Raw genomic sequence first — 25,830 nt, 5'->3', positions numbered from 1 at the left:
GGCATCGGCCGAGGCATGGGGCCGTGGCGTGCGGTGGTCCTACGCGGATCCGTGCCGCGCCGGCGGGAGTCCTCACCGGCGGCGCGGGGCACGGATCATCAGCTCGTGTCAGCCGTCGGCACCGTCCGCCGCCGCGGCGGTCTCGTGTGCCGCGATGCCGACGAAGCGGCGTACGGCCTCCACGGGCATGTCGAGCCCCTCGGAGGCGGCACGCTCGTCACCGAACACCTGCACCGCCTCGGCGACGGCCACGGCCAGTTCGGCTTCCGCCTTGCGGACCTTGACCTCGGCCTTGTCCACGGTGTCGACGACGGCCAGCTGGCGGCGCTGCTTCTCCTGGAGCCGCTGCTTACGGGAAGGCGTTTTGTCAGAGTTCTGCACAGTCACGGCCAAGATCATATGCGGGCCCGTACACCCGCACGAAATCGGCAACTCCGAACCGTCGACGCCCTGTTGACCCCCCGTCAGGCCGTCAGTATCGCCCACACCGCGTGACCGCTGGTGAGCCGCGACCGGTCGACGCCCCAGGAGTCGGCGAGCTGCTCGACGAGCAGCAGCCCCCTGCCACCCTCGTCGTCGGGGCCGGGATCGCGCCGGGGCAGTCCGTGGCCGGAGTAGTCGTGGTCGTGGACCTCGAGCCGCAGACACCCGTCGGCGACGAGCCCCATGCCGCACAGGATCCGCACGCTCAGCGTGTGGATGACGGCATTGGTGGCCAGCTCGGACACCAGCAGCACCGCGTCCTCGCACAACTCGCGGGAGAGTCCCCACTCGGTGAGCCGGGCTCTCACGGAGCGGCGGGCGACTCTGACGCTGGAGCGGTGCGAGGGCAACTCGATCCAGTGCGCACGGTCGGGCGCGTCTACGTCTAACAGGTCGCGGGGGGAGGTCGCGTGGGGGGACACGATGGCTGCCTTCCGTAAGGCGGGCGCGGCTGAGAGCAGGCAGAACGGGCGGAGTAGAGCGGCAGAGCGGGCACGACGGGGCAACGGCCGCACGGGAAGCGGGACATCGCCCGTGATCGTGACCGCGATTTACTCAAGTAATCATGCGCGCATGCGAGTTCATGCTGCAACCGACTCCCTGATAATTTCAGGATGCCGGTATCCGTCTGGCCGCTTCAGCAAGTGCCTGTCACACTCGTCCGGGTGACAGTCCCTCAGGAGGTAGGGCGTGAGCGAAGGCCGTTCGAACGCGGGGAGCACCAGTGCGCCCACCGTGCTGCGCATGGTCCTGGGCCGCAGGCTCCAGGAGCGGCGCCAGGGAGCGGGAGTGTCACTGGAGGACGCCGCGCGGGCGCTTCGGGTCACACCCCTGACCATCCGCCGGCTGGAGAAGGCGGAGGTCACGCTCAAGCCCCTCTACGTGGAGAAACTGCTCGAGACCTACGGCGCCGACCGGCAGGAGCGGGACGAGTTCGTCGCCTTCGCCGAGCGGGCCAACGAGCCCGGCTGGTGGCACACGTACCGGGATGTGCTGCCCACCTGGTTCAGCGCCTACGTGAGCCTGGAGACCGGCGCGACGACCCTGCGGACGTACGAGCCGCACTACGCCACGGGGCTGCTGCAGACCCGGGAGTACGCGCGCCACGTGCTCAGCGGGGGTTTCCCCAACGACAGCGACGAGGACCTCGAGCGGCGGGTGAACCTGCGGCTGCGCCGTCAGGCCCTGCTGGAGCGCTCCGACGCGCCGACGCTGTGGGTGGTGATGGAGGAGGCGGTCCTGCACCGGGTGGTGGGCGGGCCCGAGGTGATGCGGGAGCAGATCGAACGGCTGCTGGAGGCCTCGGAACTGGCGCACGTCAGCGTCGACGTCGTCCCGTTCACGGCCGGTGCCCATCTGGGGGTGTGCGCCCCGTTCACCTACTTCCGCTTCGCGGAGCCCGAGCTGCCGGACGTCGTCTACACCGAGGTCCTCTCCGGCGCGATGTACCTGGACCAGCGCTCCGACGTCGTCGCCCACCTGGAGGCGCACAACCGCATGTCCCTGCTCACTTCCGACGCGCAGAGCAGGGCGCTCCTGAACCGCATGCGCAAGGAGTACTCATGACCACCTTCGACACCTCCTTCGACGGCGGCGTCCACGACGTGTACAACGGCATGCCCGCATCGGACCTGGGGGAACAGGGCTGGGAGTCGCCCTGGAGCGGCCCCAACGGCGGTCAGTGCGTGCAGACGAAGCAGCTCGCCGACGGCAGGATCGCGCTGCGGCAGTCGACGGATCCGGCCGGCCCCGCGCTGATCTACACCCCGGAGGAGATCACCGCGTTCGTCGCGGGGGTCAAACGGGGCCTCGCCGACCACCTCACCACCGGCTGACCTCTCCCCCACCCACCCCCTCTGAAAGGTTCAGGATGACCAACTCGCCCGCGGCGCGGGACATCGACACCAGCAGGCCCCACTCCGCCCGCATGTACGACTACTACCTGGGCGGCAAGGACCACTTCGACGTCGACAAGGTGGCCGCCGAGACCGTCGCGTCCGTCTACCCGGGCATCTTCGTCTGCGCCCGGGAGAACCGTGCCTTCATGCACCGGGCCACCCGCGTCCTCGCCCGCGAGCACGGCATCCGGCAGTGGCTCGACATCGGCACCGGCATCCCCACCGAGCCGAACCTGCACCAGGTCGCGCAGTCCGTGGTCCCCGAGGCCCGGGTGGTGTACGCCGACAACGACCCGCTGGTGCTCAAGTACGCCGAGCGGCTGATGCGCAGCACGGTCGAGGGCCGCACCACCTACATCGAGGCGGACGTCAACGACCCGCAGTCGCTGCTCGACGCCCCGGAGCTGGCGGAGGTGCTGGACCTCGGGCGGCCGGTGGCGCTGTCCCTGAACGCCCTGATGCACTTCGTGACGGACGCTCAGGACCCCTACGGCATCGTGAGCCGACTGCTTGACGTGCTTCCCCCGGGCAGCGCGCTCGCCCTGAGCCACTGCACGCCCGACTTCGACCCGGACACCTGGCAGAAAGTCACCGACATCTACAACAACGCGGGCACCCCGGTGCAGTTCCGCTCGCGTACGGACGTGACGCGCTTCTTCGACGGGCTCGAACTGCTCGACCCCGGTGTCTCGGTGGGCCACCGCTGGCGCCCCGACGCCGAGCCGACCGCCACCGACGCGGAGGTCAGCCTGTGGACCGGGGTGGGCATCAAGCCGTAAGGCCGCTGCGAGGGGGGATCCGCCCCTGGGCTGTCGTACCGCATGGGGGTGCGGTACGACAGCCCGGGGGTGTCAGCCGATGTGGTAGCTGTCGCCGTACACCTTCCAGTCCAGCGGGGTGTTCAGGCACAGGTTGCCCTTGTTCAGGAAGACCCGCTGCTCGGTGTCGACCCTGGTGGTGTCGCTGTGCGCCTCCTCCTGCTTCATGGCCCACACCCGGGCGTCGAGGAAGGCGTTGAGGTACGTCTTCTCGTTGCCGCCCTGCGCCGGCGGCTTGGCGTGGCCGAGGGCGCGCTTGCGTATGTTGCGGAAGCTGGTGGCGTCGTCGCCGTCGCCGTGCATGACGATGGCGTCGTAGTAGGTGAACTGCCCCAGCGTGCCCAGGCCGTCCGTCTTGCCCTGCTGCACGGCCGGGTTGAAGTACACGCGGTCGCGTTCGTCGTTCTGCGCCTGCTGGAAGGCGGTGTCCTGGGCCGCCTTGCGCCAGTCCGCCGGGAAGTTCGGGTCGAGACCGCTGTGCGAGTCGGTGCCGTTGACCCGGCGCAGGGCGGGGAGGTACTTGGCGAGCACGTTGCCGGGCTTGCGGTCGGTGTAGAGCTGGACGAGGTCGAGCATGTCGCCGGTGCCGGAGCAGAAGCCGATGATCCCGGCGGTGTAGCCGCGGCCGTCGCCGATGTCCTCGATGTACTTGTACTGCGCCTTCCAGTCGAGCGAGGAGTTCTCCGCGCTCGACACCAGCTTCATGGCGATCTCCTTCTTCGCCGGGTCGTCGAGGCCCACGCAGCTCGCGGCCGGCGCGGCGGCGGAGGCGTGCGCCGGGCGCAGCAGCACGGCTCCGGCGCCGACGGCGGACGCTCCGAGCAGGGCGAGCAGGGTGCGACGGGAGGTCAGGACGGGGTTCGTCGGGGTGGTGTCGTTCGGATTCCTCACAGCGGGCTCCCGTGGGGGGTTGGGGACTTCACCGATAGGAAGGTTTCCTATCAGTCGGACCCACTGATGTGTACCCATCACGCGAAAAGTTCGTAGGGTCGAACAAGTCCGCCGGTGCGGTCCGGTGCGGTCCGGTGCGGGTCAGCCGGTGGCGGTCCAGGCCTTCGGGCCGATGCCGCGCCACTCGATCAGCTCGGGGTCGTCGACCGTCGTACTGGCCTCGGGCAGGCCCGCGCGACGCAGGAACTCGACGATGTCGAGCAGGTGGTACGCCATGCCGACGTACTCCCCGCGGATGGTGACCCGCCGGCCGCCGTCGGGGCCCGGCGGCTGCACGATCACAGGCGCGCCTTCCATAGTGTCCGGATGCCCCCGAGGGACACGGATCATGCGGCGGGCCGCGCCCTCGAACGACGCATGGAGGGGCGGGGGCACCCACCTCCGGCTGCCGCTCCTCGCGAGGGTTGGCCGGGGCGAACGCGGCTACCCGGGATGCGGTGGGTGCGCCGAGACCGCCCCCGGGAGGAACCATGCCGGAGCTGCCGGACGTCGAGGGTTTCCGCGAGGTGCTGGACTCCTGCGGCCGGGGGCACCGCGTCCGGCGTGTCGACGTGCGGGACGCGGGAGTCCTGCGCGGTGTCGGCGCACGGCGGCTGCGGCGCGAGGTCGAGGGCCGGCGACTGGGCCGGCCGCACCGCCACGGCAAGCTGCTGGTCGCACCGGTCGGCGACGGCCCGGCCCTGGTGTGGCACTTCGGCATGACGGGCGAGCTGATACCGGCCTCGGCCGACGACCCCCTGGACCGGCACGACCGGGTCGTCCTCACGCTCGACGGCGAACGGCAGCTGCGCTACCGCGACCAGCGCAAGCTCCAGGGCGTCCGACTGGCCGACGGGCCCGACGCGGTGGAGCACATGCTGGCCGGCCTGGGACCCGACGCCCTCGACATCGACCGCGGGGACTTCCTGGCGTTGCTCGCCGGGCGGCGGGGCGCCGTCAAGGGCCTGTTGATGGACCAGTCCGCCGTCGCCGGACTCGGCAACCTGCTCTGCGACGAGATCCTGTGGCGGGCCCAGGTCGCCCCGGGGCGGCCGGCGCGCGATCTCGACGAGGCCGAGGCCCGCCACGTGTTCACGGCGATGCGACGGGTGCTCGCCACCTCCTGCCGGGCCGCTCGCGTACCACCCCGCCGCAACTGGCTCACCGGCCACCGCGACGACACCGAACCGAGCTGCCCGCGCTGCGGCACCCCGCTGCGCTCCCGCCGCGTCTCCGGCCGCCGCACGGTCTGGTGCCCGGCCTGCCAGCACTGACGCGACCACGCGGCTGACGGCGGCGCGGCTCAGCGGACGACGTCGAAGACGTTCTTCTGCACGCCGTTCGCGTAGACCTCGTGCTCGACCAGCTTCAGGTGCTGGGTGTCCTTGTCCGAGGCGCTGAAGAGCCGCTTGCCCGCGCCGAGCAGCAGCGGGTAGACGAGCAGGTGGTAGCGGTCGATCAGGCCCGCGTCGGACAGGGCGTGGTTGAGCGAGGCGCTGCCGTGGACGATGACGGGGCCGCCCTCGGTCTCCTTGAGGGCGGCGACCTCGTCGAGCGAGCGCAGGATCGTGGTCTCCCCCCAGTTGGACACCAGGTCGCCCTCGGTGAGGGTGGTGGAGACGACGTACTTCGGCACCGTCCTGTAGTGCGCGAACTCCGCCATGTCCGGCCACACCGGACTGAACGCCTCGTAGCTGGCCCGCCCCATCAGGATCGCCGTCGACTCCTTCTGTTCCCGCTCCTTGATCTCGAACGCCTCGGGGACGAACTCGACGCCCTTGAAGGTCCACCCGGAGTTCCGGTAGCCGGGCTCGCCGCCGGGACCCTCGACGACACCGTCGAGGGAGATGAAGGCAGTGCTGATCAGGGTACGCATCGGGGTTTCCTCGCCGCCTGGGATCCGCCGCGGTCGTCCGCGGTCCCTCCCAGCCTCCAACCGACAACTAATATTGTCAAGAAAATCCAGCTTGTCGGCTGGAGACCGTGGCAGCCGCACCGGTGCCCGGCGATGCCGTGTAAAGCGCCGTACCGCAGGTACTCGACCGGGCAGGACCATTTCCTGGGGACCTGAGGAGATGACCGGGATGCTGTTCCTCGGACTGCTTCTGCTCGCGGCGACCGTCGCCTTCACCGCTCTGGCGATCGCCGGCAACCTGTCCGGCGGACCCGGCTACACCGTGTCCGTGCTCGACCACCACATCGCCACGCTCGGCCCGCTGGCGATCTTCTGTGCCGGTCTCGCGCTGGCGCTGATCTTCTGCCTGGGCCTGGCCGCCATGACCGGCGGCGCGGTCCATCACCGCCGCGGCCCGCGCGCGGGCAACACCCGTACCGCGCCCGGCCGCTCCACTGGACCCGCCGCCGGGGCCTGACCTCACCGGGAGCCGGCACGCTCCCGGCGCAGGCCGCGGGCCACGACCAGCAGGTCCACGGCCGCCGCCACGGCGAGGGCCGCACAGACCGCGGCGAGGGTGACCAGAGCGCCGCGGCCAGGGCTGTCACCGGCTCCGGAGCGGGCGGCCCAGACGGCGAACAGGACGGCCGCCGCGGCGAACAGAGGCAGGAAGACGCCGCTCAGCAGCCGGCGCAGACGCACCGGGCTGCGGGCGGTGACCGGTTCGGTGCCGGACCGCGGGCGGCGGCCGCCGGGCGCATCGGAGCGCTCCCGGGGCACCGGCCGGGCCTGCTCGCGCCCGCGGTCGGGAAGTTCGTGGTCCACGGCTCTCCCCTTTCCGGGCGGTCGGACATCCGTCCACAGTCGCGTTGCCCGCACCGGCACCGCCAAACCAGCCCCTCCGCAGAGTTGGTGGAATATTCAACCACCTCGGTCCGTTGTCGGCCTCGAAGGAGGTCACGAGTGGACACGACGTACGAGACGACGTACTACGACCAGGGAACCGCCGCCGAGCGCTGGGCCCGGGCCCAGCTGTTCTTCGACGCCAAGGACTACGCGGGCGCCGCGCGGGTGCTCGCCGGGCTGGTCGAGGAGGCGCCGGAGCAGACCGGACCGCGGCTGCTGCTGGCGCGCGCCTACTACCACTCGGCCCAACTGCGCCGCGCGGAGGCCGAGTTGCGCGAGATCGTCGAGCGCGACCCGGTCGAGCACTACGCCCGGCTGATGCTGGGCCGTACGCTCCAGCGGCAGGCCCGGCACGAGGAGGCGGAGCCGCATCTGCGGATCGCCTCGGCGCTGGCCGGGGACTTCCCGGAGAAGTGAGCAGCGGCTGATGAAGAGGGGCCCCGGCACGGCCGGGGGCCCTTTTCGCCGTCGTCGGGTGCTTCGCCGTCGTTCAGGCGGCGGTCACGGTGGCGCCGCCGCGCGCAGGACCAGGAACAGCGTCACCGCCGAGTTCGCCGAGGACATCGCCGAGACGAGGGTGCCCGCGGCGGCGCCCCAGACGGCGAGGCCGGCCGCGGTGAACGCGGAGGGCCAGGTGCGGGCCACCGGGGCGGGGCCGAGCAGGGCGGCGACCCGGCGCGGCACCGCACCGGTGGCGGCCAGCGCGGCCAGCGTCGGCGCCGGGGTGCCCGCGGACAGCAGCGCCGCCTTGCCGATGGCCCGCGCGACGGTGCGCCGGTCCCCCACCGAGCGGGCCGCCTCCTCGTCCGCCCAGCGCTCGGCCGTGTAGCGGACGGCGGTGCGCAGGGGCCGCAGGAAGGGGTTGGCGCGTGCCGCCAGGTGGACGGCGAGCAGGTGCCGGTGGTGCCGGGCGGCGAGGTGGGCGCGCTCGTGGGCGAACAGGGCCCGGCGTTCGCCCGGGGCGAGGCCGTCCAGGAGCGCGGAGGTGACGACGATCCGCTCGGGGAGCGCGTAGGCGTAGGGCGTGCTGTCGGGCAGCACGGCGACCGCCCGACCGGGCAGTGCGGTGAGCGCCCGGCGGGCCCGCCGGATGACCCGGCCGTGCCGGTGGAGGGTGCGGCCGCACAGGACCGTGACCGCGGCGAGGGCGGGGATGGCGGCGCGGCCGGCGATCTCGTCGTGCGGGACGGCGGCCCGTACCTCCGGGTCGGACCAGCCGTCCGGGAGGGGGTTGCCCGGGAGCTGGGCGGTGCCGACCACCATCAGCAGGGCGAGGCAGAGCGTGCTGCACCCGGCCATGACCACGGCCACCGCGGTCAGCAGCCGGGCGGCGGTGCGCGGATGCAGCCGCCCCTCGGCCAGCCGGGCGACGGGCCACGCGGTCAGCGGCAGGACCAGCGGCAGGAAGACGAAGACCCCCATGGACGGTCAGTCTTCCGTACCGCCGTGGTCCGCGGGCGGGACGTTCCGAGTGTTCACCGGGCCCGGCCCGGCGGCCTCCAGCAGGGCCCGCAGCACCTGCTCGTCACCGGGCGGCAGGGCGGTGACGAAGCTGGCGAGCACCGCCTCGCGGTCCCGTTCGCCGTCGAGGAGCCGGCGCATCCGCAGGGCGGCGAGCCGGGCCACGTCGGCGGTGGGCGTCCACAGGAAGGCGCGGCCCTGCCGTTCCCGGGCGACGACGTCCTTGGCGAGCAGCCGGGTCAGGATGGTCACGACGGTGGTGTACGCGAGGTCGCCGCCGAGCCGCTCCTGCACCCAGGCGGCGGTGACGGGACCGCCGGCCTCGCGCAGCGCGCCCAGCACCTGCCCCTCCAGCTCCCCCTGCCCCCGCCGGGCCCGCGCCATGGTCCCGTCTCCCTCCGGCGTCGGCGTGTGGTGACACGCTCACCAGCGTGTCTGACCACGCTACTTCACGCCGGCCCTGCCTCCGTACGTCCGCCGGCCGCGACGGTGCGCGATCTCGCCGAGCACGATGTCCACGGCGAGGAAGGCGGCCAGCGGGATCCCGAGCAGCGGCACGAACCAGCCGAGGACCGCGACCACCGCCATCGCCGGGACGAGGAGGTACGGCGGGACCTCCGCCCAGGCCCCGCGCGGGATCGGCCGGCCGAAGGCGGAGCCGCGGCCGCGCTGCCACCACATGCGGTAGCCCCAGAGGATCAGCAGGATCAGCGCGACCGCGAGCAGGGCGAGGGCGAGCTGGTTGACCAGGCCGAAGAGGATGCCGGTGTGCAGGTCGATGCCCCAGCGGGTCAGTTTGGCGAGAACCGGGTAGTCGGCGAAGCGCAGGACGTCGGTCACCTCGCCGGCGCCCGGGTCCACGGCGACGGAGTCCTGCTTCTCGGGCCAGCTGCGCTGGACCTGCCGCACCACGTAGGCGCTGTTCGCGTCGGCGGGCGGGACGATCTCGACGGGGTCCCCGAGTCCCTCGGCGCGGGCGGCCGCGAGCACCTTGTCCAGACCGACGCCGTGCTCGGCGTCACCGCCCGTCCCGGCCGCCGTGCCGTGACCCGCGTGCTCGCCGCCGCTCGCGGCCGCCGAGACGGACGGGGTGGCCTGGCCGAGCGAGGTGCGCAGCTCGTCGATGTTGGCGCCGGCGTACGTGGACCAGGTCAGGCCGGTCGCCGAGAGGAAGACGAACCCGGCGGCGGCCCAGACGCCGACGGTGCCGTGCAGGCCCAGCGTGCGGCGCCGCCCGCTGGTGCCGCGCACCTTGCGCAGCGCCCGCCGCCGGGCGAACCACAGCACCAGGCCGCCGCCCGCGATCACCCACAGCCAGCTCGCGGCGAACTCGCTGTAGAGCCGCCCGGTGTCGCCGAGGTGGAGGTCGCGGTGGAGTTCGTCGATCCAGGTGCGCAGCGGCAGCGCGCCCGTCGAGCCGTACTGTTCCAGCGCGCCGCGCACCTTGCCGGTGTACGGGTCGACGAACACCGCGAGGGTGTGGTCCGGGTTGACACCCTTGACTCCCGACAGCAGCACCCTGGTGGTCGCGCCCGCCTCCGGCGACGGCCGTACCGCGGAGACCGTGCCCTCGGGGTGGGCCTTGCGGGCGGCGGCGACCTGTTCGGAGAGCGGCAGCTCGGTCCCGCCGACGGGGACGGTCAGCTCATGGGCGTACACCAGCTTCTCGGCCTGGAAGGAGAAGGCGTACAGCAGGCCGGTGGCGGCGGCGACGAGCAGGAAGGGGGCGACCAGGACGCCGGCGTAGAAGTGCAGGCGCAGGACGAGGGGGCGCAGCGGGGCCCAGCGGCTCGGCGACGCGGCGGGGGCGGCGGGTTGCGGGGCCTCGTCCGATGGGGGTCCCCCCGATCGAGCGGAGCCGAGATGGGGGGAGGTCGAAGGGGTGATGGGCATCGAGGGCTTCTCCGGGGAATGGTGCGGAGCGGGGACGGTCCAGTAGTCGGACCGCTCCCGGGCGGAGTTCCCCACGGTCGAAGTGACCTGAGTCACACCCCTCGCCATGGCATGCTGGCCCGATGGCATCTCCCAGTGCTCGCGCACCCCTTGCCGACCGGATCGAGGAACTCCTCGCCCCCGGCGGCCCGTTGCCCATCGTCGCGGCCGGCGACCCGGTGCTGCGGCGCGGAACCGAGCGGTACGACGGCCAGTTGGCCCCGGCCCTGCTGGCCCGCTTCGTCGAGGCACTGCGCGTCACCATGCACGCGGCACCGGGCGTGGGCCTCGCCGCGCCCCAGGTCGGCGTCCCGCTCCGCATCGCGGTCATCGAGGACCCGGCGCCGGTGCCCGAGGAGATCGCGGCGGCCCGGGGCCGGGTCCCGCAGCCGTTCCGGGTGCTGGTCAACCCGGTCTACGAGCCCGTCGGCACCGCCCGCGCCGCGTTCTTCGAGGGCTGCCTGAGCGTGCCGGGCTGGCAGGCGGTGGTGGCCCGGCCCGCGAGCGTCCGGCTGACCGGCGCGGACGAGCACGGGCACCCGCTCGACGAGGTGTTCACGGGGTGGCCGGCCCGCATCGTCCAGCACGAGACCGACCACCTCGACGGCATGCTCTACCTGGACCGGGCGGAGCCGCGCTCACTGTCCTCCAACGCCGCCATGACGGAGCGCTGGACACAGCCGACCCCGGCGACGGCCGCCGAGGCCCTGGGTTTCGAACTGCCGTGAGGCGACAGCGCTTCGCGAGGCGCGGTGCTCGTCAGCGCCCCGAACGGGGCGCTGGGGGTACCCCCGGCCGAAGGCTGGGGGAGGAACTGCGCGGCCAGCCCCCACCGGCCCGCAGACAACCCCCACGCCCCGTCTCCTCCTTGAGGCCTACCCCCTGTACGCCTCAAGGAGCCGCAACCACACCTCACTCAACGTCGGATAAGACGGCACCGCATGCCACAACCGGCCGATCGGCACCTCTCCGGCCACGGCGATCGTCGCCGAGTGGATCAGCTCACCCACCCCCGGCCCCACGAAAGTGACTCCGCGCAGGGTCTCCGTATCCAGGTCGACGACCATCCGGGCGCGCCCCTTGAAGCCGTCGGCGTACAGCCCGGCCCCGGCGACGGAGGAGAACTCGACGTCGACGGCCCGCACCCGGTGACCCGCCTGCTCCGCCTCGGCGAGGGAGAGTCCGACGGCCGCCGCCTCCGGGTCGGTGAAGACGACCTGCGGTACGGCGTGCTGGTCGGCGGTGGCCACGTGCGCACCCCACGGTGCGTCCAGGAGCGGCGTGTCCGCGACACGCGCCGCGATCGCCGCGCCCGCGATGCGGGCCTGGTACTTGCCCTGGTGGGTGAGGAGCGCCCGGTGGTTCACGTCCCCGACGCCGTACAGCCAGTCGGTGCCCTCGACCAGGAGGGTGTCGTCCACCGACAGCCAGGACCCCGGCTCCAGACCGACCGTGTCGAGGCCGATGTCGTCCGTGTGCGGGACGCGCCCGGTGGCGAACAGGATCTCGTCGGCCTCGATGCGGTCGCCCCTGTCGGTCACGGCCACGACCGTGCCGTTCTCGCGGGTGACCGACCGGACCGACGTACCGGTGCGGACGTCGACGCCGGCCTCCTCGAGCGCGTCGGCGACGAGCTCGCCGGCGAACGGCTCCATGCGGTTGAGCAGGCCCTTGCCCCGGACCAGGAGGGTGACCCGGGAGCCGAGGGCCTGCCAGGCGGTCGCCATCTCGGTGGCGACCACACCGCCGCCGACGACGATCAGCCGGCCGGGCGCCTCCTGGGCGCTGGTGGCCTCGCGGCTGGTCCAGGGCTTCACCTCGGCGAGGCCGGGCAGGTCGGGCAGCTGGGCGCGGGTGCCGGTGGCGACGGCCACCGCGTGCCGGGCGGTGAGGGTGGTGAGGGTGCCGTCGGGGCCGGTCACGGTGACCGTGCGGGGTCCGGCGAGGCGGCCGTGGCCGCGATAGAGGTCGGCGCTGATGCCGTCGAGCCAGGCGACCTGGCCGTCGTCCTTCCAGTCCGAGGCGAAGTAGTTGCGGCGGGCGAGGACCGCGGGGGTGTCGAGGGGGCCCTGGACCGCCTGGGCGAGCCCGGGCAGGCGGCGGGCGTCCGCCTGGGCGATGACCGGGCGCAGCAGGGCCTTGCTGGGCATGCAGGCCCAGTACGAGCATTCGCCGCCGACGAGTTCGCTCTCCACGACCGCGGTGGTGAGGCCGGCCGCACGGGTGCGGTCGGCCACGTTCTCCCCCACGGGCCCGGCCCCGAGCACCACGACGTCGTAAGCGATGGATTCCGTTTCCGTCATGGGGCCAGTCTTGCGGGTGGTGTGCGCGGAGGCCACACGGGTAGGCAGCCGGAATACCCGCCCGGCCGGACATGTTGTCGCGAGCGGTTCCGCCCCGCCCCGGGGCGCCCCCCACGTCAGGAAGAGGGAAGCACGCATGAGCAGCACCGTGGAGCTCACCAAGGAGAACTTCGACCAGACGGTCACCGAGAACGAGTTCGTCCTCATCGACTTCTGGGCGTCCTGGTGCGGCCCGTGCCGGATGTTCGCGCCGGTCTACGAGAAGGCCGCGCAGGACAACCCCGACCTGGTCTTCGGCAAGGTGGACACCGAGGCGCAGCCGGAGCTGGCGCAGGCCTTCGGTATCCAGTCGATCCCGACCCTGATGATCGTCCGCGACCAGGTCGCCGTCTTCGCCCAGCCGGGTGCCCTGCCGGAGGCCGCCCTGACGGACGTCATCGGCCAGGCCCGCAAGCTGGACATGGACGAGGTCCGCAAGAGCATCGCCGCACAGCAGGACGGTGCGCAGGGCGAGTGAGACCCGGCAGGCCGGGTCACGGCTGCTGACGGTCACCGGAAGGCGGGACGCGCCGCCGAACCGGGGCACGGGTGCCCGAGGCGGCGGCTCCGCCGGAGAAGGGTCCCACGGATCGTCGTCCACGGTCCGGTCGTCGCGTCGTTCACGGTCCGGCCGCCGCTGTGGGGGCGCCGGTCGGGATCAGCTGGACTCGCGCTGCACCACGGAGGCGCCGAGCACCCGGTGCGTCTCCGGTTCGCCGCCGGGGTCACGCACCACGCGGTCGACCAGTTCGGCGAGCTCGCGGCCGGAGGGCAGGTCGATGTGGATCGTGGAGAGCCGGGGCCGCAGCAGCCGGCCGAGCATCAGGTCGTCGGCGCCGAGCACCGCGGTGTCCTCGGGGATGCGCACGCCCTCGTCCTGGAGGGCGCGCATGAACAGCATCGCGTACTCGTCGTTGTACGCGAACACCGCGTCGAGCCCCAACTCCGGCCAGCGTGCGGCAAGTTCGGCCGCCGACTGTTCCGTGTAGCCGAGCGGCACCGCGGTCACCTCGGCGTCGGTGCCACGCAGCGCCTGGCGCACACCTTCGAGGCGGGGCCGGGAGAAGGTCTCCAGCCCCGCCTCCTCGGGGACGACCACGCCGATCCGGCGCCGGCCGCGGGCGTACAGGTGGCGTCCGGCGCAGTGGCCGACGGCGTCGTGGTCCATCAGCAGGGCGTGGGCGCCCTCGACGCGTTCGGGGCCGAAGGTGACCACGGCGCGGGCGCCGGCCCGCTTGAGGACCGCGACGCCCTCGGAGCCGAGTTCGGAGCCGGGGACCAGCACGGCCACCGGCCTCAACTCGGCCCAGGCGCGCGCGGCTTCGTCTCCGCGGAGGCCCGCGGTGCCGAACTGGACGACCGTGTAGTCGAGGCGGCTGAGGGCCCACTGGAGGTCGTTGATGAACTGCCCGTAGAGCGGGCCCACCGCGATGGCCGGGGCGGGCATCAGGACCATCCGGCTGTGTCCGGCGCGCAGGCTGCGGGCGGCCGCGTGCGGGACGTACCCGAGTTCCTTCGCGGCCTCGTGGACCCGGCGGCGGGTGGGCTCGCTGATCCGGACGGCACTGGTGTTGTTGAGGACGTAGGAGACGGTCGCACGGGAGACGCCGGCCAGGCGGGCCACGTCGGCGCTCGTGGGGACCGAGCGCGGGACCGGCGACGCTGCCGAGGTCGGTTTCGGGATCTGCACCATGACGTACGGCATCTTGGCAGAAGCCCGGCAAGGGGGGACCGGCGGGGCAAGGTGGTTGACGGTTCGACGAATTGGGTCCCCGGCCATCCGGCCGAGGACCCACCCCGCTATGGGACGAACATGTTCGTCACGAACTTGTTCGCACCGAACATGTTCGTTATGGTCGACGCATGCCAGCAACTCCCCGCTCCCGCCGGGAGCGTCCCGCCAAGCCCGCCCTGACCAGGGAGGGCATCGTCGCCGCCGCCGTGGAGATCCTGCGCGCCGAAGGCCTGCAGAAGGTCACCATGCGGCGTCTGGCCCAGGAGCTCGACACCGGGCCGGCCTCGCTGTACGTCTACGTCCGCAACACCGCCGAACTGCACGCGGCGGTCCTGGACGAGCTGCTCGGCTCCGTCGGCCCGGCCCCGACGGAGGGCGGCTGGCGGGAGCGGCTGGAGCGGGTGCTCATCGCGTACACGCAGATACTCCTGGAGTACCCGAGCCTCGCCCGCTCCGCGCTGACCGCGTGGCCGAGCGGCCCGCACTACCTGGACCTGATCGAGACCCTGCTGGGCCTGCTCGACGAGGGCGGGGTACCGCGCGAACGGGCCGCCTGGGGCGTCGACCTGCTGCTCCAACGCGCCACCGCGACCGCCGCCGAGCACGCGGGCGAGGCGTCCCGGGAGGACTGGGACGCCCTCGGCCGGGCGCTGAGCCAGGTGTCGGACCGTACCCACCCGCACATCGCCGCCGCCTCCGGGGTGCTCCTGTCGGGCGCGCCCGAGGCCCGCGTGACCTGGGCGTTCCAGGCCCTGATCAACGGCATCGAGCACACCGCCGTACCAGAACCCCGAGACTAGGAGCTCCTCATGTCCACTGCCCACCACCCCGTCGCGATCGTCGGTGCCGGTCTCGGCGGGCTCACGCTCGCCAGGGTGCTGCGGGTGCACGGCGTCGAGGCGGCCGTCTTCGACCTCGACGCCTCGGCCGCGGCCCGCACCCAGGGCGGCATGCTCGACATCCACGACGACTCCGGCCAGGTGGCGCTGCGCGCGGCCGGGCTGTACGACACGTTCCTGACGCACGTCCACGCGGGCGGCCAGGCGACCCGGGTCCTGGACAGGGACGCCCGGGTCCTGCTGGACATCCCCGACGACGGCGCCGGCGGGCGGCCGGAGATCGACCGGGGCGATCTGCGCGGGCTGCTGACCGGCTCTCTGCCGGAGGGCGTGATCCGCTGGGGCGCGAAGGTCACCGGCGCCCGCCCGATCGGTGGCGGGCGGCACGAGGTGACGTTCGCGGACGGCGGCTCCGTCACGACCGATCTGCTGGTCGGCGCGGACGGCGCCTGGTCCCGGGTGCGGCCCCTGGTCTCGGACGCACGGCCCGCGTACACCGGGGTCTCGTTCGTGGAGGCGGACCTGCCGGACGCGGACGTACGGCATCCGGTGAGCGCCGAAGTGGTCGGCGGGGGCATGCTGTTCGCGCTCGGCGCGGGCCGGGGTTTCCTCGGCCACCGGGAGAGCGACGGCAGCCTGCACGTGTACACGGCGGTGGAGGCGCCCGAGGACTGGCTGGACGGGATCGACTTCACCGACGCCGAGGCGGCGAAGCGGGCCGTGCTCGACCACTTCGGCGACTGGGACAAGAGCCTGCGGGCGCTGGTCGCGGACGCCGAGGGCCCGCTGGTGCCGCGGCGGATCCACGCCCTGCCGGTCGGCCACCGCTGGGACCGGGCACCCGGAGTCACTCTGCTCGGTGACGCGGCGCACCTGATGTCGCCGTTCGCCGGCGAGGGTGCCAACCTGGCGCTCGTCGACGGCGCCGACCTCGCCCTCGCGCTCATCGCGCACCCCGGCGACACGGAGGCCGCCGTGGCCGCCTACGAGGAGAAGATGTTCACGCGTGCCGAGCGGTCCGCCGCGGACTCCGCGGCGAGCGGCGCCCTGCTGTTCCGCGCCGACGCACCGCAGGGCCTGGTCGACATGTTCACCGCCACCGGGGCGGACGTCAGCGGGGCCGCGCCGTCCGTGTGACGCGGTCGACCAGGTCGGTCCAGCCGGCCTCCAGGCGCTCCATCGGCATCCCGCACTGCCTGGTCAGATGGTGGATCTGGGCGGGATCGAGATAGGCGAGCAGCGTCTGGGCGAGCAGTTCGCAGTCGGCGCCCGGCTCGATCTGCCGCAGCAGCATCGTGACGTGGGTACGCAGCGCCTGGATCGGCGGATTGGCGTAGCGCCGGGTGGGCTCGGGCTGGGCGGCCAGCTGGAGGTCCAGTTGCTCGGCCGAGCGGTAGAGCACCGCGACGCCGAACGCCCGCAGCCGCTCGACCGGCGGGGCGCCGGGGCCGAGGGGCGGCGGCCCGCCCAGGAAGTCCGCCTGGAGCTGCCGCGAGGAGTGGTCGAGCAGCGCCATCAGCAGTCCGGTGCGGTCGCCGAAGCGACGGAAGACCGTGCCCTTGCCCACCTCGGCCGCCGCGGCCACCGCCTCCATGGTCACGCCGGCCACCCCGTGCTCGGCGATCAGCCGGGCGGCGGCCTCCAGCAGCCGGGCACGGTTGCGGGCCGCGTCGGCACGCAGGCACGGCTCTTCGGGAGCGGGTCCGACTTCGAGCAACTGCGGCGCGTCGAATGGCTCCTGGGGCTGCGGGAGGGGCGGCAGGACGCTGGACATGAAGACAGCGTAAAGCATCGGGAACAGAACTGGACCGAGGTCCGGTTAGGGTGTTAGAAACTAAGCGGACCTCGGTCCGGATTCGTAACGGCAGTGTTTCACCCCCCCCTGGAGTTCCCATGTCTGTCCGCATCCTTGCGCTCGTCGGCAGCCTTCGCGCCGGTTCGCACAACCGCCAGCTCGCCGAGGCGGCCGTCAAGCTCGCCCCCGAGGGTGCCGTGGTCGAGGTCTTCGAGGGCCTGGCCGACATCCCGTTCTACAACGAGGACATCGACGTCGCGGGCAACGTCCCGGCCGCCGCCGCGAAGCTGCGCGAGGCCGCCCAGGCCGCCGACGCGTTCCTGCTCTTCTCCCCCGAGTACAACGGCACCATCCCGGCCGTGCTGAAGAACGCCATCGACTGGCTCTCCCGCCCGTACGGTGCCGGCGCCTTCGGCGGCAAGCCGGTCGCCGTCATCGGTACCGCCTTCGGCCAGTACGGCGGCGTGTGGGCGCAGGACGAGGCCCGCAAGGCCGTGGGCATCGCCGGCGGCAAGGTGATCGAGGACATCAAGCTGTCGATCCCCGGTTCGGTGACCCGCTTCGCCGAGACCCACCCGGCCGACGACACCGAGGTCGCCGCCCAGCTGACCGAGGTCGTCGCCCGCCTGCACGGCAACGTGGGCGTGGCCGCCTGAGGCACCCCCACGCCCGGAAAGGGGCCGGCACTCGCCGGCCCCTTTCGCGTCTTTCAGGTCGCGCTCCCGCTCAGGTCCCGCTCCCGGTCACTCGATCCCGGCGAGCCGCTGGACGGCCGGGGCGGCGAAGGTCTCCATCCATCCCGAGGTCTCACCCAGGCGCGGGGAGAGGATGACGGTGTCGAGGCCGAGCTTGGCGTAGCCCTCGATGTCACGGGTGAAGGCGTCCAGGTCGCCCGTGGTGGCCGGTTCGGCGCCGTACGCGATGGTCTTGCGGATGGTGTCGTAGTCCCTCCCGACGGTGTCGCAGTGGCCGCGCAGCACCTCCAGCTTGTGCCTCAGCTCCTCCGCGGAGGACGGGATGAGGTTGCAGGCGTCGGCGTACTGGGCGACCAGGCGCAGGGTCTTCTTCTCGCCCTGGCCGCCGATCATGATCTCGGGGTGCGGGGTGCTCACCGGAGCGGGGACGCAGAGCGTCTCGGCGAGCTTGTAGTGCCTGCCCTCGAAGGGGCCGTTGTTCTCCGGGTCCCACATCTGCAGGCAGATCCTGAGCGTCTCCTCCAGCCGCTCGAAGCGCTCCGCGAGCGGAGGGTAGGGCACGCCGAGTCCGTGGTGCTCACGGTCGTACCAGGCGGCGCCGATGCCGAGGGTGGCCCGGCCGACCGACACCACGTCGAGGGTGGTGGCGATCTTGGCGAGGAGTCCGGGGTGCCGGTACGTCACCCCGGTCACCAGGGCGCCGAGCCGCACCGTGGAGGTGCGGCCGGCGAGGTAGCCGAGGGTGGTGTAGGCCTCCAGCATGGGGTCCTCGGCGCCGCCGTTGAACTCCATCTGGAAGTAGTGGTCCATCACCGAGACCCAGCTGACGCCCGCGGCCTCGGCCGCGGCCCCGGCGGCGGCGAGTTCGGCGCCGAGGGCGGGTCCGCCGCCGGGGTGGTTGAACCGGTTGATGTGCACGCCCACGCGCATGACCGTTCTCCGTTCCGCCCTGATGTTCCACACTGGTGTTCCGCACCGGCGTACCGCGCCGGTGTTCCGCACCGATCGTCGTCCGCCTCCTCGACGCTAGGTCCTGGAGCGCGCTCGAAGTCAAGCCCCGGCGCCGGCGGCCCGGCGTGTCCGGACACGTTTCCGGACAGGCACCCGCCGGATGGCGGGGAGCTTCCGCCGTCCGGCGGCCCCCGGGAGGCGCACGGCCGCCCGGATCATGGGCACACGAGCCGCAGGACACCACAGCGAGGAGCCGCCATGACCGCCGTACCGCCCCCGTTCGACCCCGAACTCTCCGCCGCCCTGGAGCTGATCAAGGACATGATCTCGCCGTCGTTCACGATGGCGGACATCGCCGAGATCCGGCAGGGCGCGGGGATACGGCTCCTCGCCGAGCTGGACCTCACGATGGAGGGCGCGTTCGAGGTGGAGGACCGCACGGTCCCCGGCCCGGCGGACGCCCCCGAGATCTCGCTCCTGATCTGCCGCCCAGTCGCCCCGGCCGCCGCCGGTCCGCTCCCGGTGATCTACCACGTGCACGGCGGCGGCATGGTGCTCGGCAACAACCGGGTGGGCGTGGACGTCCCGCTGGCCTGGGCGAAGGAGCTGGGCGCGGTCGTGGTGTCGGTGGAGTACCGGCTGGCGCCCGAGCATCCGCATCCGGCGCCGGTGGAGGACGTGTACGCGGGCCTGCTGTGGACCGCGGAGCACGCGAAGGAGATCGGCGGCGACCCGGAACGGATCGTGATCGCCGGCGCCAGCGCGGGCGGCGGCCTCACCGCGGCCCTGGCCCTCCTCCTGAGGGACCGTCAGGGTCCGTCCGTGATCGGCCAGATGCTGATGTGCCCGATGCTCGACGACCGCAACGACACCCCCTCCAGCCACCAGATGAAGGGCCTCGGCGTCTGGGACCACACGTCCAACGAGACCGGCTGGACCGCCCTGCTGGGCGAGCACCGGGCCGGTCCCGACGTCTCCCCCTACGCGGCCCCGGCCCGCGCCACCGACCTCACGAACCTCCCCCCGGCCTTCCTCGACGTCGGCTCCGCCGAGACCTTCCGCGACGAGACCGTCACCTATGCCTCCCGCATCTGGCAGTCCGGCGGTATCGCCGAACTCCACGTCTGGCCCGGCGGCTTCCACGGCTTCGACGGCTTCGCCCCACAGGCCGCCCTGTCCCAGTCGGCCAGGGCGGCCCATGTGGACTGGCTGCGGCGGGTGCTGGCGCGCTGAGAGCCTGACGGACCCGCGGTCAGCGCGGGCCCAGGCCCAGCCCCCTGCGGTACGGCGGGCGTGGGCCCGCGGTGGCCGTGATGGTGGTGCAGGCCGGGTGGGCGGGGCAGGGGGCGGTCGGGGTCAGGAGGGTGTTGGACGTGAAGTGGAGGTGCTGGGGGTCGCCGCAGTCGGGGGCGGGGGGCCAGGCTCCCGGGTAGGGGCGGCGGGCGAGCCAGGTGGGGACCTTGTCGTCCCAGTAGTTGCCGGTGTAGCGGATGTTGCGGACGGGGCGGTCACCCCAGTTCTCGCTGCAGCCGCCTATGGAGGCGACGTAGTCGTGGACGACGTTGTCGCGGACGGTGATGCGGTTGCTGGAGTCGTCGGTGTAGATGCCGACGTTCCAGACGGCGCCCGGGCTGTCGGTGACGGCGTTGCGGGCGACCAGGGCGCCGTCGGCGTAGGAGGGGCCCTGGTCGCCGCGCAGGTAGATGCCGCCGCCGTCGGCGAGCAGGCGGTTGGTGGCGAGGACCCGGTTGCCGATGATGCGGTTGCGGCGGGTCAGGCCGCGCAGGTCCTCGCTGGGGCCGGAGAGGATGCCGGTGTAGGGGACGTGGTCGACCTGGTTGTGGGCGATGAGGGTGTCCTGGGTGGCGCTGTTCCAGAGGGCGGAGGCGGCGCGGTACTCGGTGCCGATGCGGTGGATCCAGTTGTCCGCGATGCGGTTGCCCGTGTTCGTGCCGCGGGTGGCCGGGGGCAGGACGCCCAGGGAGATGCCGCCGTCGGAGATGTCCGTGAAGACGTTGCCGGTGACCGTGGTGTGCGAGGTGCCGGCGGTGAGGGTCAGACCCTGGGCGCCCAGGTGGACGAAGCGGTTGCCGGCGAGGGTGATGCGGTCGCTGTGCCGGAAGGTGACGTTGCCCGGGACCGTGAGGGCGGTGATGTCGCCGCCCCGGCCCGGGCGCATGTACATGCTCCAGGCGGCGGCGAAACCGGCCGGTTCGTCCGGTGCCAGCCAGGTGGCGTGGGCGAAGGTCAGGCCGCGCAGGGTGAGGTCGTGGAGCGGGTGGGCGGCGGAGCTTCCGGTGCCGCTGAGCAGGGTCTGGAGGATGGGGGCGATGACCTCGGTGCGGGTCATGTCCTCGCCCGCGCGCGGGCGGTAGAGGAGAGTGTGGTGGCTTGGGCGGGAGCGGTCCAGGGACCAGGTTCCGGCCCGGGTGAGGAAGTCGGCGGCGTTCTCGACGTCGTGGGTCCGGGCGAGGGCGGCCGCGCCGTAGAGGGCCCGGGCCAGCCGCCAGCAGGGCTGGTCCATGGTGATCACGGTCCTGGCGGGGGTGGAGGCGGTCGCGGAGACGGCCTTCACGCCGCATCGGCCTTCCACGTAGTCGTAGCGGTAGACGACTTCGAGGCCGGCGGGGTGGTGCCAGGAGAGGGGGATCCTGCTGGTCGTGGTGTAGCCGGTGGCGGTCGGGGTGAGTTTTCCGGGCAGGGGTCCGCCGAGGGAGGCGCGGGGGGCCCGGTGGCCGTCGACGTAGAGCTGGCGGGTCTCCAGCCCGCCCACGTCGGCCCGCCAGACCCCGGGCCGGCCGGGGTCGGGGCGCCAGCCGGTGACCTGCCGGCCGCCGCTGAGGGTGACCGGTTCCTGGTGTGCGGTTCCGTAGCCGTACGCCTGGTAGACCACCCGGTGGCCGTGCCTGCCGGAGTCGGCGGGGGTCAGGCGGACGGGGGAGGTGAGGCGGTAGGTGCCGCCGCGCAGGTTCACCGTGACGTCGGAGGTCGTGCGCGGGGCGATGGCCCGCACCGCGCGCTGGGCGCGGGCCGGGGTGGCGAAGGGGCGGTCGAGGGTGCCGGGCCCGTGGTCGTCGCCCCACGGGGCCACGTAGAGCCGGGTGGGTGATGGGTGGTGGGGCGGCGCCGGTGTGCCGGCCGTCGATGCCAGTGCGGCCGCCACGGCCAGGGCGGCGGCCGCACTGCCCCGTGCTGTCCTCACGTCTCGTACCTCCCGCTCGTCGGATGGGCCCATCGTCGGGCGGGAGCGGCCTCGGGGGCGTCGGCCGATCGTCTATGGCTGGGCCTCCATCGTCTGTGCGTCGGGCGCCTTTGGTCGCCGTTCGCGCGTCGGGAGGTGGAGCGGACCGGGAGGTGGAGCGACCTGGGCTCAACCCCCGTTCGCCGACGCCTTCTTGATCGCCTCCCTGATCCTGGAGTAGGTGCCGCAGCGGCAGACGTTCTCGATGGCGTCGATGTCGGCGTCCGTGGGGTGCGGGGAGCGTTTCAGAAGGGCGGCGGCCGCCATGATCTGGCCGGGCTGGCAGAAGCCGCACTGGGCCACGTCACGGTCCAGCCAGGCCTGTTGGACGGGGTGCAGGGTGTCGCCGTCGGCCAGGCCCTCGATGGTGGTGACCGCGCGGTCCGCGCAGTCGGCGACCGGGACGACGCAGGGCTGGATCTCCTCGCCGTCGAGGTGGCTGGTGCAGGCGCGGCAGACGCCCACCCCGCAGCCGTACTTGGGACCGGTGACGCCGAGCAGGTCGCGCAGGACCCAGAGGAGGGGCATGTCGGCGGGGGCCTCGACCGTCACCGGCTTGCCGTTGAGGACGAAGGAATACGAACGCATCGGTGCCTTCTGGGAGTTGGGAACGGCAGTGGTCAGAAGTCGAGGGGGAAGCTGCGGGGTTTCCTGCCGGTGGCGCGGGCGTAGGCGTTGGCGACCGCGCCCGCAGCCGCGGGGACGCCGAGTTCACCGGCGCCGCCCGGGTCCCCGCCGGAGGGGATGATGTGCGCCTCGAACTCCAGCGGGGCGTGCCGCTGGCGGGCGTAGCGGAAGTCGGCGAAGCTGCCCTCGCGGACCGCGCCCCGGTCGATGTGCAGCCCCGCGCGCAGCACGGTGGAGATGCCGTCGACGGCGGTGCCCATGAGCTGCGCCTCCAGGCCGCGCGGGTTGACGGCCGTACCGACGTCGGCGGCCATCACCACCTTGGTGACCCGGGGGTTCTCCGGGTCGGTGGCGTCGATCTCGGCCAGGCAGGCGACCGCGGACCCGTACTCCTCGTGGACGGCCACGCCCTGGGCGGTACCCGCGGGCATCCGGCGCCCCCAGTTCCCGGCGGCGGCCGCCTTGGCGAGGACGGCCTTCACCGTCCTGCTGCGCAGGGTGGTACGGCGGAAGGCGACCGGGTCCCGGCCCAGCGCGCGGGCGATGTCGTCGACGACGATCTCCTCCGCCGTGCGCGTGGTCCCGGAGTCCACCGAGCGCCAGGCACCGAGCGGTACGGGCAGTTCGATGCCGCCCGAATCGCCGCTCACCCGGCCGAAGTTGTACAGCCCGCTGTCGCTGGGCAGCGGACGTACCGCGGCGGACTGCGCGGTCAGGCCCTGCCCGTCGGACGACTCCCCCACCGAGGCCGACATGTGCTGGAAGGCCACCACCCGCCCCCCGGCGACACTGGCCCGGATCCGGTGGTGGTCGGCGGGGCGCATCCTGCCGTGCCGGATGTCGTCGTTGCGGCTCCACATCAGCTTCACGGGCCGACGGGCCGCCCTGGAGATGAGCGCCGCCTCGGTCGCCTGGTCGAAATTGAGCCGCCGCCCGAACGAGCCGCCGCCGCGCATCACATGGACGCGTACGGCGGTCCTGGAGAGCCCGAGCAGGTCGGCAACGGCCTCGCGGGCCTCCATCGGGGTCTGGGTGGCGAACCACAGCTCGGCCCGGTCGGAGCGGACGTCGGCGACGGCCGTGAGCACCTCCATCGGGGCATGGCTGACGAACGCGAACGCGAACTCGCCCTCGATCTGCGTCGATCCCCGCGGCGGGGTGCCGAGCCGGGGTACCGCGGCGCGCAGCCGGGCGCGGATCTCCTTGTCGGACAGGGCAACGAGCGGGCCGTCGGCCCAGGTGATCCGCAGCGCGTCCCGAGCCTGGAAGGCGTGGTGGAAGGTGTCCGCCACGACGGCGACCCCGCCCGGTGTCTTCACGACCGCGTGGACGCCGGGCAGGGCGCGGGCCGCGGTGTCGTCGAGGGAGACCAGTCTGCCGCGCAGGGTCGGCGGCCGGGCCACCACGGTCGGCTTCGCGCCCGCCACCGCCAGGTCACCGGCGTACTTCGCGGCCCCCGTGACGATGTCCCGGGCGTCGATCCTGGTCGTCGGCTTCCCGATCACCCGGTGCCGGGAGGCCGGCTTGGGCCTGCTCGGCACGTCCGGGTTACGGATCCGGGCCGCGCTCGCGGTGAGGGAGCCGAAGGTGGCCGTCCGGCCGTCGGGGGCCACGACCATGGTGTTCCGGGTGTGCAGGACGCGCGCGGGGAGCCGCCAGCGGCGGGCGGCCGCGGTCACCAGCCGGGCGCGCGCGGTGGCGGCCAGCTGCCGGGCCGGGCCGTACAGCGAGCTGACCGAACTGGAGCCGCCGGTGTACTGGTTGCCCTTGCTGCGGGCGTCGGCGAGCGGGATCCGGACGTCGGCGAGGCGGGCGTCCAGCTCCTCGGCGATCATCATGGCGACGGCGGTGGTGATGCCCTGGCCGACCTCGACGCGGGGCAGCCGTACGACGACCTCGTTGGCCGCGGTGACCTCCAGGACGAGCATCTCCTCGTCGGTGCCGGTGACCAGGACACCCGGGGCCGCGGTGGCGCCGTCGGCCCGCGGGGTGTCGCAGCCGAGCGGGGCGGCGACCGTGAGGGTGGCCGCGGCCACCGTGTACACCATGAATCTCCGGCGGGACGGTCCGGCGGCGGCCCGCCGGGGCTCGTTGCGGTCCAAGCTGGGCTCCTGTCGGTCGGTTCCTGTGCCGGCGCTGTGTGCGGCCGGGCCTCGACAGCTAGGAGGGGCGGGCGCCCGCGCGGGTTGCCTGCCGTGCCGGGCTCTCCTCGCCGTACCGCCGGATGACGCATCATGGCCGTATGAAAGAGCTGGCGGGGCGGCTGGCCGCGGTGGACCCGGATGCCGGGGCCGCCGTCGCGGTCATCGCCTACTTCGACCGGCTGGCCGAGACCCGGGCCGGTCTGGAGGCGCTGGTGCGCGGCGCCGCCGTGCTCGCCGGGTGCCCGGCGCGGCTGGCGGACGAGGAGCGGCGGGTCCGGCTGCGGGTGGAGCAGGACGGACGGCGGACGGACGTGGCGGGCGCTCCCGAGCCCGGGTGGCCGTGCGCGCCGCTGGTGCCGGGCGGGCCGCCGGCGCTGTGGCTGGAGCGGGCCGGGGCCGACGGTCCGAGTGTCGTCGACGCGGTGATCCTGGAGCGGGTCTCGGCGGCCGTGCGGTCCGTGCTCGACCGCACCCGGGGGCGGGCCCCAGGGCCGCCGGTGGACGACCCCGCGCTGGTCGAGACGGTCCTGGACGCAGCCGCCCCGCTACCGGCCCGGCTGCACGCGGCCCGCAGGCTGGGCCTGGACACCGCCGACCGGGCGGCGCGCTTCCGGGCGGTGGCGCCGGCCGACGGACCACCCCGGATCGTGGCCGACGGGACGCCCCGGATCACGGCCGACGGCGCGCCACCGGTGCCGCCGGCCGGACGCGCGGGCGTGGGGACGGCCGTGGCCGTCGCGGACCTCCCCCGGTCCTGGGCGGCGGCCCGCACCGCGCTGCGGTTCACCTACGACGCCGGCGCACAGGAGCCCGGCGGCCCGCCCGTCGTGCACGCCGACGAACTGGGCGGGGTCGCGCTGCTCGCCGATCTCGTCGTACCCGGTACGGAACCGGCACCGGACGTCCGCGCGGTGCGGGCCGCCGCGGCGGACGCGCCCTGGATGCTGCGCACGCTGCACGCGGTCGCGTCGACGGCGAGCCTGCGGGCGGCGGCCGCCGACGTCAACGTCCATCACTCGACGCTCCAGGACCGGTTGACGCACGCCGAGCATCTGCTGGGCTGGTCGGTGCGCACCCCGCAGGGCCGGTTCCGGCTGCAACTCGCCCTCACCATGCACCACCTGATGGGCAGCCAGTAG

Annotated in this window: 29 protein-coding genes; 13 read left to right on the top strand and 16 right to left on the bottom strand. The window is 73.3% G+C overall.

Going from position 1 to position 25,830, the window contains the following annotated elements:
• Positions 1–108: 108 nt before the first annotated feature.
• Complete coding sequence (locus ACFY6U_RS24935) at positions 109–387, bottom strand: hypothetical protein (protein WP_390041558.1); 279 nt, start codon at positions 385–387, stop codon at positions 109–111.
• Positions 388–464: 77 nt separating this feature from the next.
• Entirely contained in the window at positions 465–905 is a 441-nt protein-coding gene (locus ACFY6U_RS24930; protein ID WP_390041556.1) for an ATP-binding protein, read from the bottom strand.
• A gap of 268 nt (positions 906–1,173) precedes the next feature.
• On the opposite strand from ACFY6U_RS24930, the gene ACFY6U_RS24925 reads away from it, so the two are divergent.
• Genes ACFY6U_RS24925 through ACFY6U_RS24915 form a run of 3 tightly spaced genes read left to right on the top strand, consistent with a single transcriptional unit; the run spans position 1,174 to position 3,160 of the window.
• On the top strand, positions 1,174–2,049 hold the full coding sequence (locus ACFY6U_RS24925) for a helix-turn-helix domain-containing protein (RefSeq protein ID WP_390041554.1): 876 nt from the start codon (positions 1,174–1,176) through the stop codon (positions 2,047–2,049).
• Positions 2,046–2,318 (top strand): DUF397 domain-containing protein, encoded by a 273-nt coding sequence (locus tag ACFY6U_RS24920; RefSeq protein ID WP_351495562.1) that lies wholly within the window; start codon positions 2,046–2,048, stop codon positions 2,316–2,318. The genes ACFY6U_RS24925 and ACFY6U_RS24920 overlap by 4 nt, the downstream gene beginning before the upstream one ends.
• A 35-nt stretch (positions 2,319–2,353) precedes the next feature.
• Complete coding sequence (locus ACFY6U_RS24915) at positions 2,354–3,160, top strand: SAM-dependent methyltransferase (RefSeq protein WP_390041552.1); 807 nt, start codon at positions 2,354–2,356, stop codon at positions 3,158–3,160.
• A gap of 72 nt (positions 3,161–3,232) precedes the next feature.
• Here ACFY6U_RS24915 and ACFY6U_RS24910 read toward each other — a convergent pair whose 3' ends face one another.
• The gene (locus tag ACFY6U_RS24910) at positions 3,233–4,090 is read right to left on the bottom strand and encodes a chitosanase (protein ID WP_351495566.1); all 858 of its coding nucleotides are present in this window, start codon (positions 4,088–4,090) and stop codon (positions 3,233–3,235) included.
• Positions 4,091–4,231: 141 nt separating this feature from the next.
• The gene (locus ACFY6U_RS24905; RefSeq protein ID WP_390041550.1) at positions 4,232–4,432 is read right to left on the bottom strand and encodes a hypothetical protein; all 201 of its coding nucleotides are present in this window, start codon (positions 4,430–4,432) and stop codon (positions 4,232–4,234) included.
• A 188-nt stretch (positions 4,433–4,620) separates the two neighbouring features.
• On the opposite strand from ACFY6U_RS24905, the gene ACFY6U_RS24900 reads away from it, so the two are divergent.
• Entirely contained in the window at positions 4,621–5,403 is a 783-nt protein-coding gene (locus ACFY6U_RS24900; RefSeq protein ID WP_390041548.1) for an Fpg/Nei family DNA glycosylase, read from the top strand.
• Between the two features lie 29 nt (positions 5,404–5,432).
• Here ACFY6U_RS24900 and ACFY6U_RS24895 read toward each other — a convergent pair whose 3' ends face one another.
• Complete coding sequence (locus tag ACFY6U_RS24895; protein ID WP_390041546.1) at positions 5,433–6,005, bottom strand: dihydrofolate reductase family protein; 573 nt, start codon at positions 6,003–6,005, stop codon at positions 5,433–5,435.
• Positions 6,006–6,204: 199 nt separating this feature from the next.
• Between ACFY6U_RS24895 and ACFY6U_RS24890 the strand changes: the two genes are divergently transcribed.
• Positions 6,205–6,501 (top strand): hypothetical protein, encoded by a 297-nt coding sequence (locus ACFY6U_RS24890; RefSeq protein ID WP_390041544.1) that lies wholly within the window; start codon positions 6,205–6,207, stop codon positions 6,499–6,501.
• A 2-nt stretch (positions 6,502–6,503) separates the two neighbouring features.
• Here the strand turns inward: ACFY6U_RS24890 and ACFY6U_RS24885 are convergent, their stop codons facing one another.
• On the bottom strand, positions 6,504–6,848 hold the full coding sequence (locus ACFY6U_RS24885) for a DUF6343 family protein (RefSeq protein WP_390041542.1): 345 nt from the start codon (positions 6,846–6,848) through the stop codon (positions 6,504–6,506).
• A gap of 138 nt (positions 6,849–6,986) precedes the next feature.
• Here ACFY6U_RS24885 and ACFY6U_RS24880 point away from each other — a divergent pair, with 138 nt between their 5' ends.
• Positions 6,987–7,346, top strand: a complete 360-nt coding sequence (locus ACFY6U_RS24880; RefSeq protein ID WP_390041540.1) for a tetratricopeptide repeat protein — start codon at positions 6,987–6,989, stop codon at positions 7,344–7,346.
• An 84-nt stretch (positions 7,347–7,430) separates the two neighbouring features.
• Here ACFY6U_RS24880 and ACFY6U_RS24875 read toward each other — a convergent pair whose 3' ends face one another.
• From ACFY6U_RS24875 to ACFY6U_RS24865, 3 genes are read right to left on the bottom strand one after another with little or no spacing between them, the layout of a single operon-like run.
• Entirely contained in the window at positions 7,431–8,351 is a 921-nt protein-coding gene (locus tag ACFY6U_RS24875) for a M56 family metallopeptidase (protein ID WP_390041538.1), read from the bottom strand.
• A gap of 6 nt (positions 8,352–8,357) precedes the next feature.
• Positions 8,358–8,774, bottom strand: a complete 417-nt coding sequence (locus ACFY6U_RS24870; RefSeq protein ID WP_390041536.1) for a BlaI/MecI/CopY family transcriptional regulator — start codon at positions 8,772–8,774, stop codon at positions 8,358–8,360.
• A 60-nt stretch (positions 8,775–8,834) separates the two neighbouring features.
• Positions 8,835–10,283 carry a PepSY-associated TM helix domain-containing protein gene (locus ACFY6U_RS24865; RefSeq protein WP_390041777.1) on the bottom strand — a complete coding sequence of 483 codons (1,449 nt, stop codon included), beginning with the start codon at positions 10,281–10,283 and terminating at the stop codon, positions 8,835–8,837.
• A 122-nt stretch (positions 10,284–10,405) separates the two neighbouring features.
• On the opposite strand from ACFY6U_RS24865, the gene ACFY6U_RS24860 reads away from it, so the two are divergent.
• The gene (locus tag ACFY6U_RS24860) at positions 10,406–11,050 is read left to right on the top strand and encodes a peptide deformylase (RefSeq protein WP_390041534.1); all 645 of its coding nucleotides are present in this window, start codon (positions 10,406–10,408) and stop codon (positions 11,048–11,050) included.
• A 147-nt stretch (positions 11,051–11,197) separates the two neighbouring features.
• On the opposite strand, the gene ACFY6U_RS24855 is transcribed toward ACFY6U_RS24860, so the two are convergent.
• Entirely contained in the window at positions 11,198–12,625 is a 1,428-nt protein-coding gene (locus ACFY6U_RS24855) for a dihydrolipoyl dehydrogenase family protein (RefSeq protein WP_390041532.1), read from the bottom strand.
• Positions 12,626–12,761: 136 nt separating this feature from the next.
• On the opposite strand from ACFY6U_RS24855, the gene trxA reads away from it, so the two are divergent.
• Positions 12,762–13,142 (top strand): thioredoxin, encoded by a 381-nt coding sequence (gene trxA / locus ACFY6U_RS24850; protein WP_293995986.1) that lies wholly within the window; start codon positions 12,762–12,764, stop codon positions 13,140–13,142.
• 180 nt (positions 13,143–13,322) lie between these two features.
• On the opposite strand, the gene ACFY6U_RS24845 is transcribed toward trxA, so the two are convergent.
• The gene (locus ACFY6U_RS24845; protein WP_351495590.1) at positions 13,323–14,369 is read right to left on the bottom strand and encodes a LacI family DNA-binding transcriptional regulator; all 1,047 of its coding nucleotides are present in this window, start codon (positions 14,367–14,369) and stop codon (positions 13,323–13,325) included.
• A 158-nt stretch (positions 14,370–14,527) separates the two neighbouring features.
• Between ACFY6U_RS24845 and ACFY6U_RS24840 the strand changes: the two genes are divergently transcribed.
• Together ACFY6U_RS24840 and ACFY6U_RS24835 are read left to right on the top strand one after the other, a co-directional pair.
• Positions 14,528–15,199 (top strand): TetR/AcrR family transcriptional regulator, encoded by a 672-nt coding sequence (locus ACFY6U_RS24840; RefSeq protein WP_390041529.1) that lies wholly within the window; start codon positions 14,528–14,530, stop codon positions 15,197–15,199.
• A 9-nt stretch (positions 15,200–15,208) separates the two neighbouring features.
• Positions 15,209–16,375 (top strand): FAD-dependent oxidoreductase, encoded by a 1,167-nt coding sequence (locus tag ACFY6U_RS24835; protein WP_390041528.1) that lies wholly within the window; start codon positions 15,209–15,211, stop codon positions 16,373–16,375.
• On the opposite strand, the gene ACFY6U_RS24830 is transcribed toward ACFY6U_RS24835, so the two are convergent.
• Complete coding sequence (locus ACFY6U_RS24830) at positions 16,350–17,030, bottom strand: TetR/AcrR family transcriptional regulator (protein WP_390041526.1); 681 nt, start codon at positions 17,028–17,030, stop codon at positions 16,350–16,352. The genes ACFY6U_RS24835 and ACFY6U_RS24830 overlap by 26 nt on opposite strands.
• 101 nt (positions 17,031–17,131) lie before the next feature.
• Here ACFY6U_RS24830 and ACFY6U_RS24825 point away from each other — a divergent pair, with 101 nt between their 5' ends.
• The gene (locus ACFY6U_RS24825; RefSeq protein ID WP_351495598.1) at positions 17,132–17,689 is read left to right on the top strand and encodes an NAD(P)H-dependent oxidoreductase; all 558 of its coding nucleotides are present in this window, start codon (positions 17,132–17,134) and stop codon (positions 17,687–17,689) included.
• A gap of 87 nt (positions 17,690–17,776) precedes the next feature.
• On the opposite strand, the gene ACFY6U_RS24820 is transcribed toward ACFY6U_RS24825, so the two are convergent.
• Positions 17,777–18,658 carry an LLM class F420-dependent oxidoreductase gene (locus ACFY6U_RS24820; protein WP_390041524.1) on the bottom strand — a complete coding sequence of 294 codons (882 nt, stop codon included), beginning with the start codon at positions 18,656–18,658 and terminating at the stop codon, positions 17,777–17,779.
• A 279-nt stretch (positions 18,659–18,937) separates the two neighbouring features.
• Here ACFY6U_RS24820 and ACFY6U_RS24815 point away from each other — a divergent pair, with 279 nt between their 5' ends.
• Positions 18,938–19,912, top strand: coding sequence for an alpha/beta hydrolase (locus ACFY6U_RS24815; RefSeq protein WP_390041522.1), 975 nt, complete (start codon positions 18,938–18,940; stop codon positions 19,910–19,912).
• Positions 19,913–19,931: 19 nt separating this feature from the next.
• Here ACFY6U_RS24815 and ACFY6U_RS24810 read toward each other — a convergent pair whose 3' ends face one another.
• The 3 genes from ACFY6U_RS24810 to ACFY6U_RS24800 form a co-directional block, all read right to left on the bottom strand.
• The gene (locus ACFY6U_RS24810; protein WP_390041520.1) at positions 19,932–21,881 is read right to left on the bottom strand and encodes a right-handed parallel beta-helix repeat-containing protein; all 1,950 of its coding nucleotides are present in this window, start codon (positions 21,879–21,881) and stop codon (positions 19,932–19,934) included.
• A 168-nt stretch (positions 21,882–22,049) separates the two neighbouring features.
• A complete protein-coding gene (locus tag ACFY6U_RS24805) occupies positions 22,050–22,508 on the bottom strand; it encodes a (2Fe-2S)-binding protein (RefSeq protein WP_390041518.1) in 459 nt (152 codons plus the stop codon).
• A gap of 32 nt (positions 22,509–22,540) precedes the next feature.
• Positions 22,541–24,595 (bottom strand): molybdopterin cofactor-binding domain-containing protein, encoded by a 2,055-nt coding sequence (locus ACFY6U_RS24800; RefSeq protein WP_390041775.1) that lies wholly within the window; start codon positions 24,593–24,595, stop codon positions 22,541–22,543.
• 194 nt (positions 24,596–24,789) lie between these two features.
• On the opposite strand from ACFY6U_RS24800, the gene ACFY6U_RS24795 reads away from it, so the two are divergent.
• A complete protein-coding gene (locus tag ACFY6U_RS24795; protein WP_390041516.1) occupies positions 24,790–25,830 on the top strand; it encodes a helix-turn-helix domain-containing protein in 1,041 nt (346 codons plus the stop codon).

The organism is Streptomyces sp. NPDC013157 (assembly GCF_042899865.1).
Taxonomy (GTDB): domain Bacteria; phylum Actinomycetota; class Actinomycetes; order Streptomycetales; family Streptomycetaceae; genus Streptomyces.
This window is presented reverse-complemented; position numbering and strand designations above follow the sequence as displayed.

Bases quoted from the DNA above. Each gene is read 5' to 3' on its own strand.
- ACFY6U_RS24920 (WP_351495562.1), top strand. From the start codon at position 2,046: ATGACCACCTTCGACACCTCCTTCGACGGCGGCGTCCACGACGTGTAC.
- ACFY6U_RS24915 (WP_390041552.1), top strand. From the start codon at position 2,354: ATGACCAACTCGCCCGCGGCGCGGGACATCGACACCAGCAGGCCCCAC.
- ACFY6U_RS24900 (WP_390041548.1), top strand. From the start codon at position 4,621: ATGCCGGAGCTGCCGGACGTCGAGGGTTTCCGCGAGGTGCTGGACTCC.
- ACFY6U_RS24895 (WP_390041546.1), bottom strand. From the start codon at position 6,005: ATGCGTACCCTGATCAGCACTGCCTTCATCTCCCTCGACGGTGTCGTC.
- ACFY6U_RS24890 (WP_390041544.1), top strand. From the start codon at position 6,205: ATGACCGGGATGCTGTTCCTCGGACTGCTTCTGCTCGCGGCGACCGTC.
- ACFY6U_RS24875 (WP_390041538.1), bottom strand. From the start codon at position 8,351: ATGGGGGTCTTCGTCTTCCTGCCGCTGGTCCTGCCGCTGACCGCGTGG.
- ACFY6U_RS24870 (WP_390041536.1), bottom strand. From the start codon at position 8,774: ATGGCGCGGGCCCGGCGGGGGCAGGGGGAGCTGGAGGGGCAGGTGCTG.
- ACFY6U_RS24865 (WP_390041777.1), bottom strand. From the start codon at position 10,283: ATGCCCATCACCCCTTCGACCTCCCCCCATCTCGGCTCCGCTCGATCG.
- ACFY6U_RS24860 (WP_390041534.1), top strand. From the start codon at position 10,406: ATGGCATCTCCCAGTGCTCGCGCACCCCTTGCCGACCGGATCGAGGAA.
- ACFY6U_RS24855 (WP_390041532.1), bottom strand. From the start codon at position 12,625: ATGACGGAAACGGAATCCATCGCTTACGACGTCGTGGTGCTCGGGGCC.
- trxA (WP_293995986.1), top strand. From the start codon at position 12,762: ATGAGCAGCACCGTGGAGCTCACCAAGGAGAACTTCGACCAGACGGTC.
- ACFY6U_RS24845 (WP_351495590.1), bottom strand. From the start codon at position 14,369: ATGCCGTACGTCATGGTGCAGATCCCGAAACCGACCTCGGCAGCGTCG.
- ACFY6U_RS24840 (WP_390041529.1), top strand. From the start codon at position 14,528: ATGCCAGCAACTCCCCGCTCCCGCCGGGAGCGTCCCGCCAAGCCCGCC.
- ACFY6U_RS24835 (WP_390041528.1), top strand. From the start codon at position 15,209: ATGTCCACTGCCCACCACCCCGTCGCGATCGTCGGTGCCGGTCTCGGC.
- ACFY6U_RS24830 (WP_390041526.1), bottom strand. From the start codon at position 17,030: ATGCTTTACGCTGTCTTCATGTCCAGCGTCCTGCCGCCCCTCCCGCAG.
- ACFY6U_RS24825 (WP_351495598.1), top strand. From the start codon at position 17,132: ATGTCTGTCCGCATCCTTGCGCTCGTCGGCAGCCTTCGCGCCGGTTCG.
- ACFY6U_RS24820 (WP_390041524.1), bottom strand. From the start codon at position 18,658: ATGCGCGTGGGCGTGCACATCAACCGGTTCAACCACCCCGGCGGCGGA.
- ACFY6U_RS24815 (WP_390041522.1), top strand. From the start codon at position 18,938: ATGACCGCCGTACCGCCCCCGTTCGACCCCGAACTCTCCGCCGCCCTG.
- ACFY6U_RS24805 (WP_390041518.1), bottom strand. From the start codon at position 22,508: ATGCGTTCGTATTCCTTCGTCCTCAACGGCAAGCCGGTGACGGTCGAG.
- ACFY6U_RS24800 (WP_390041775.1), bottom strand. From the start codon at position 24,595: ATGGTGTACACGGTGGCCGCGGCCACCCTCACGGTCGCCGCCCCGCTC.
- ACFY6U_RS24795 (WP_390041516.1), top strand. From the start codon at position 24,790: ATGAAAGAGCTGGCGGGGCGGCTGGCCGCGGTGGACCCGGATGCCGGG.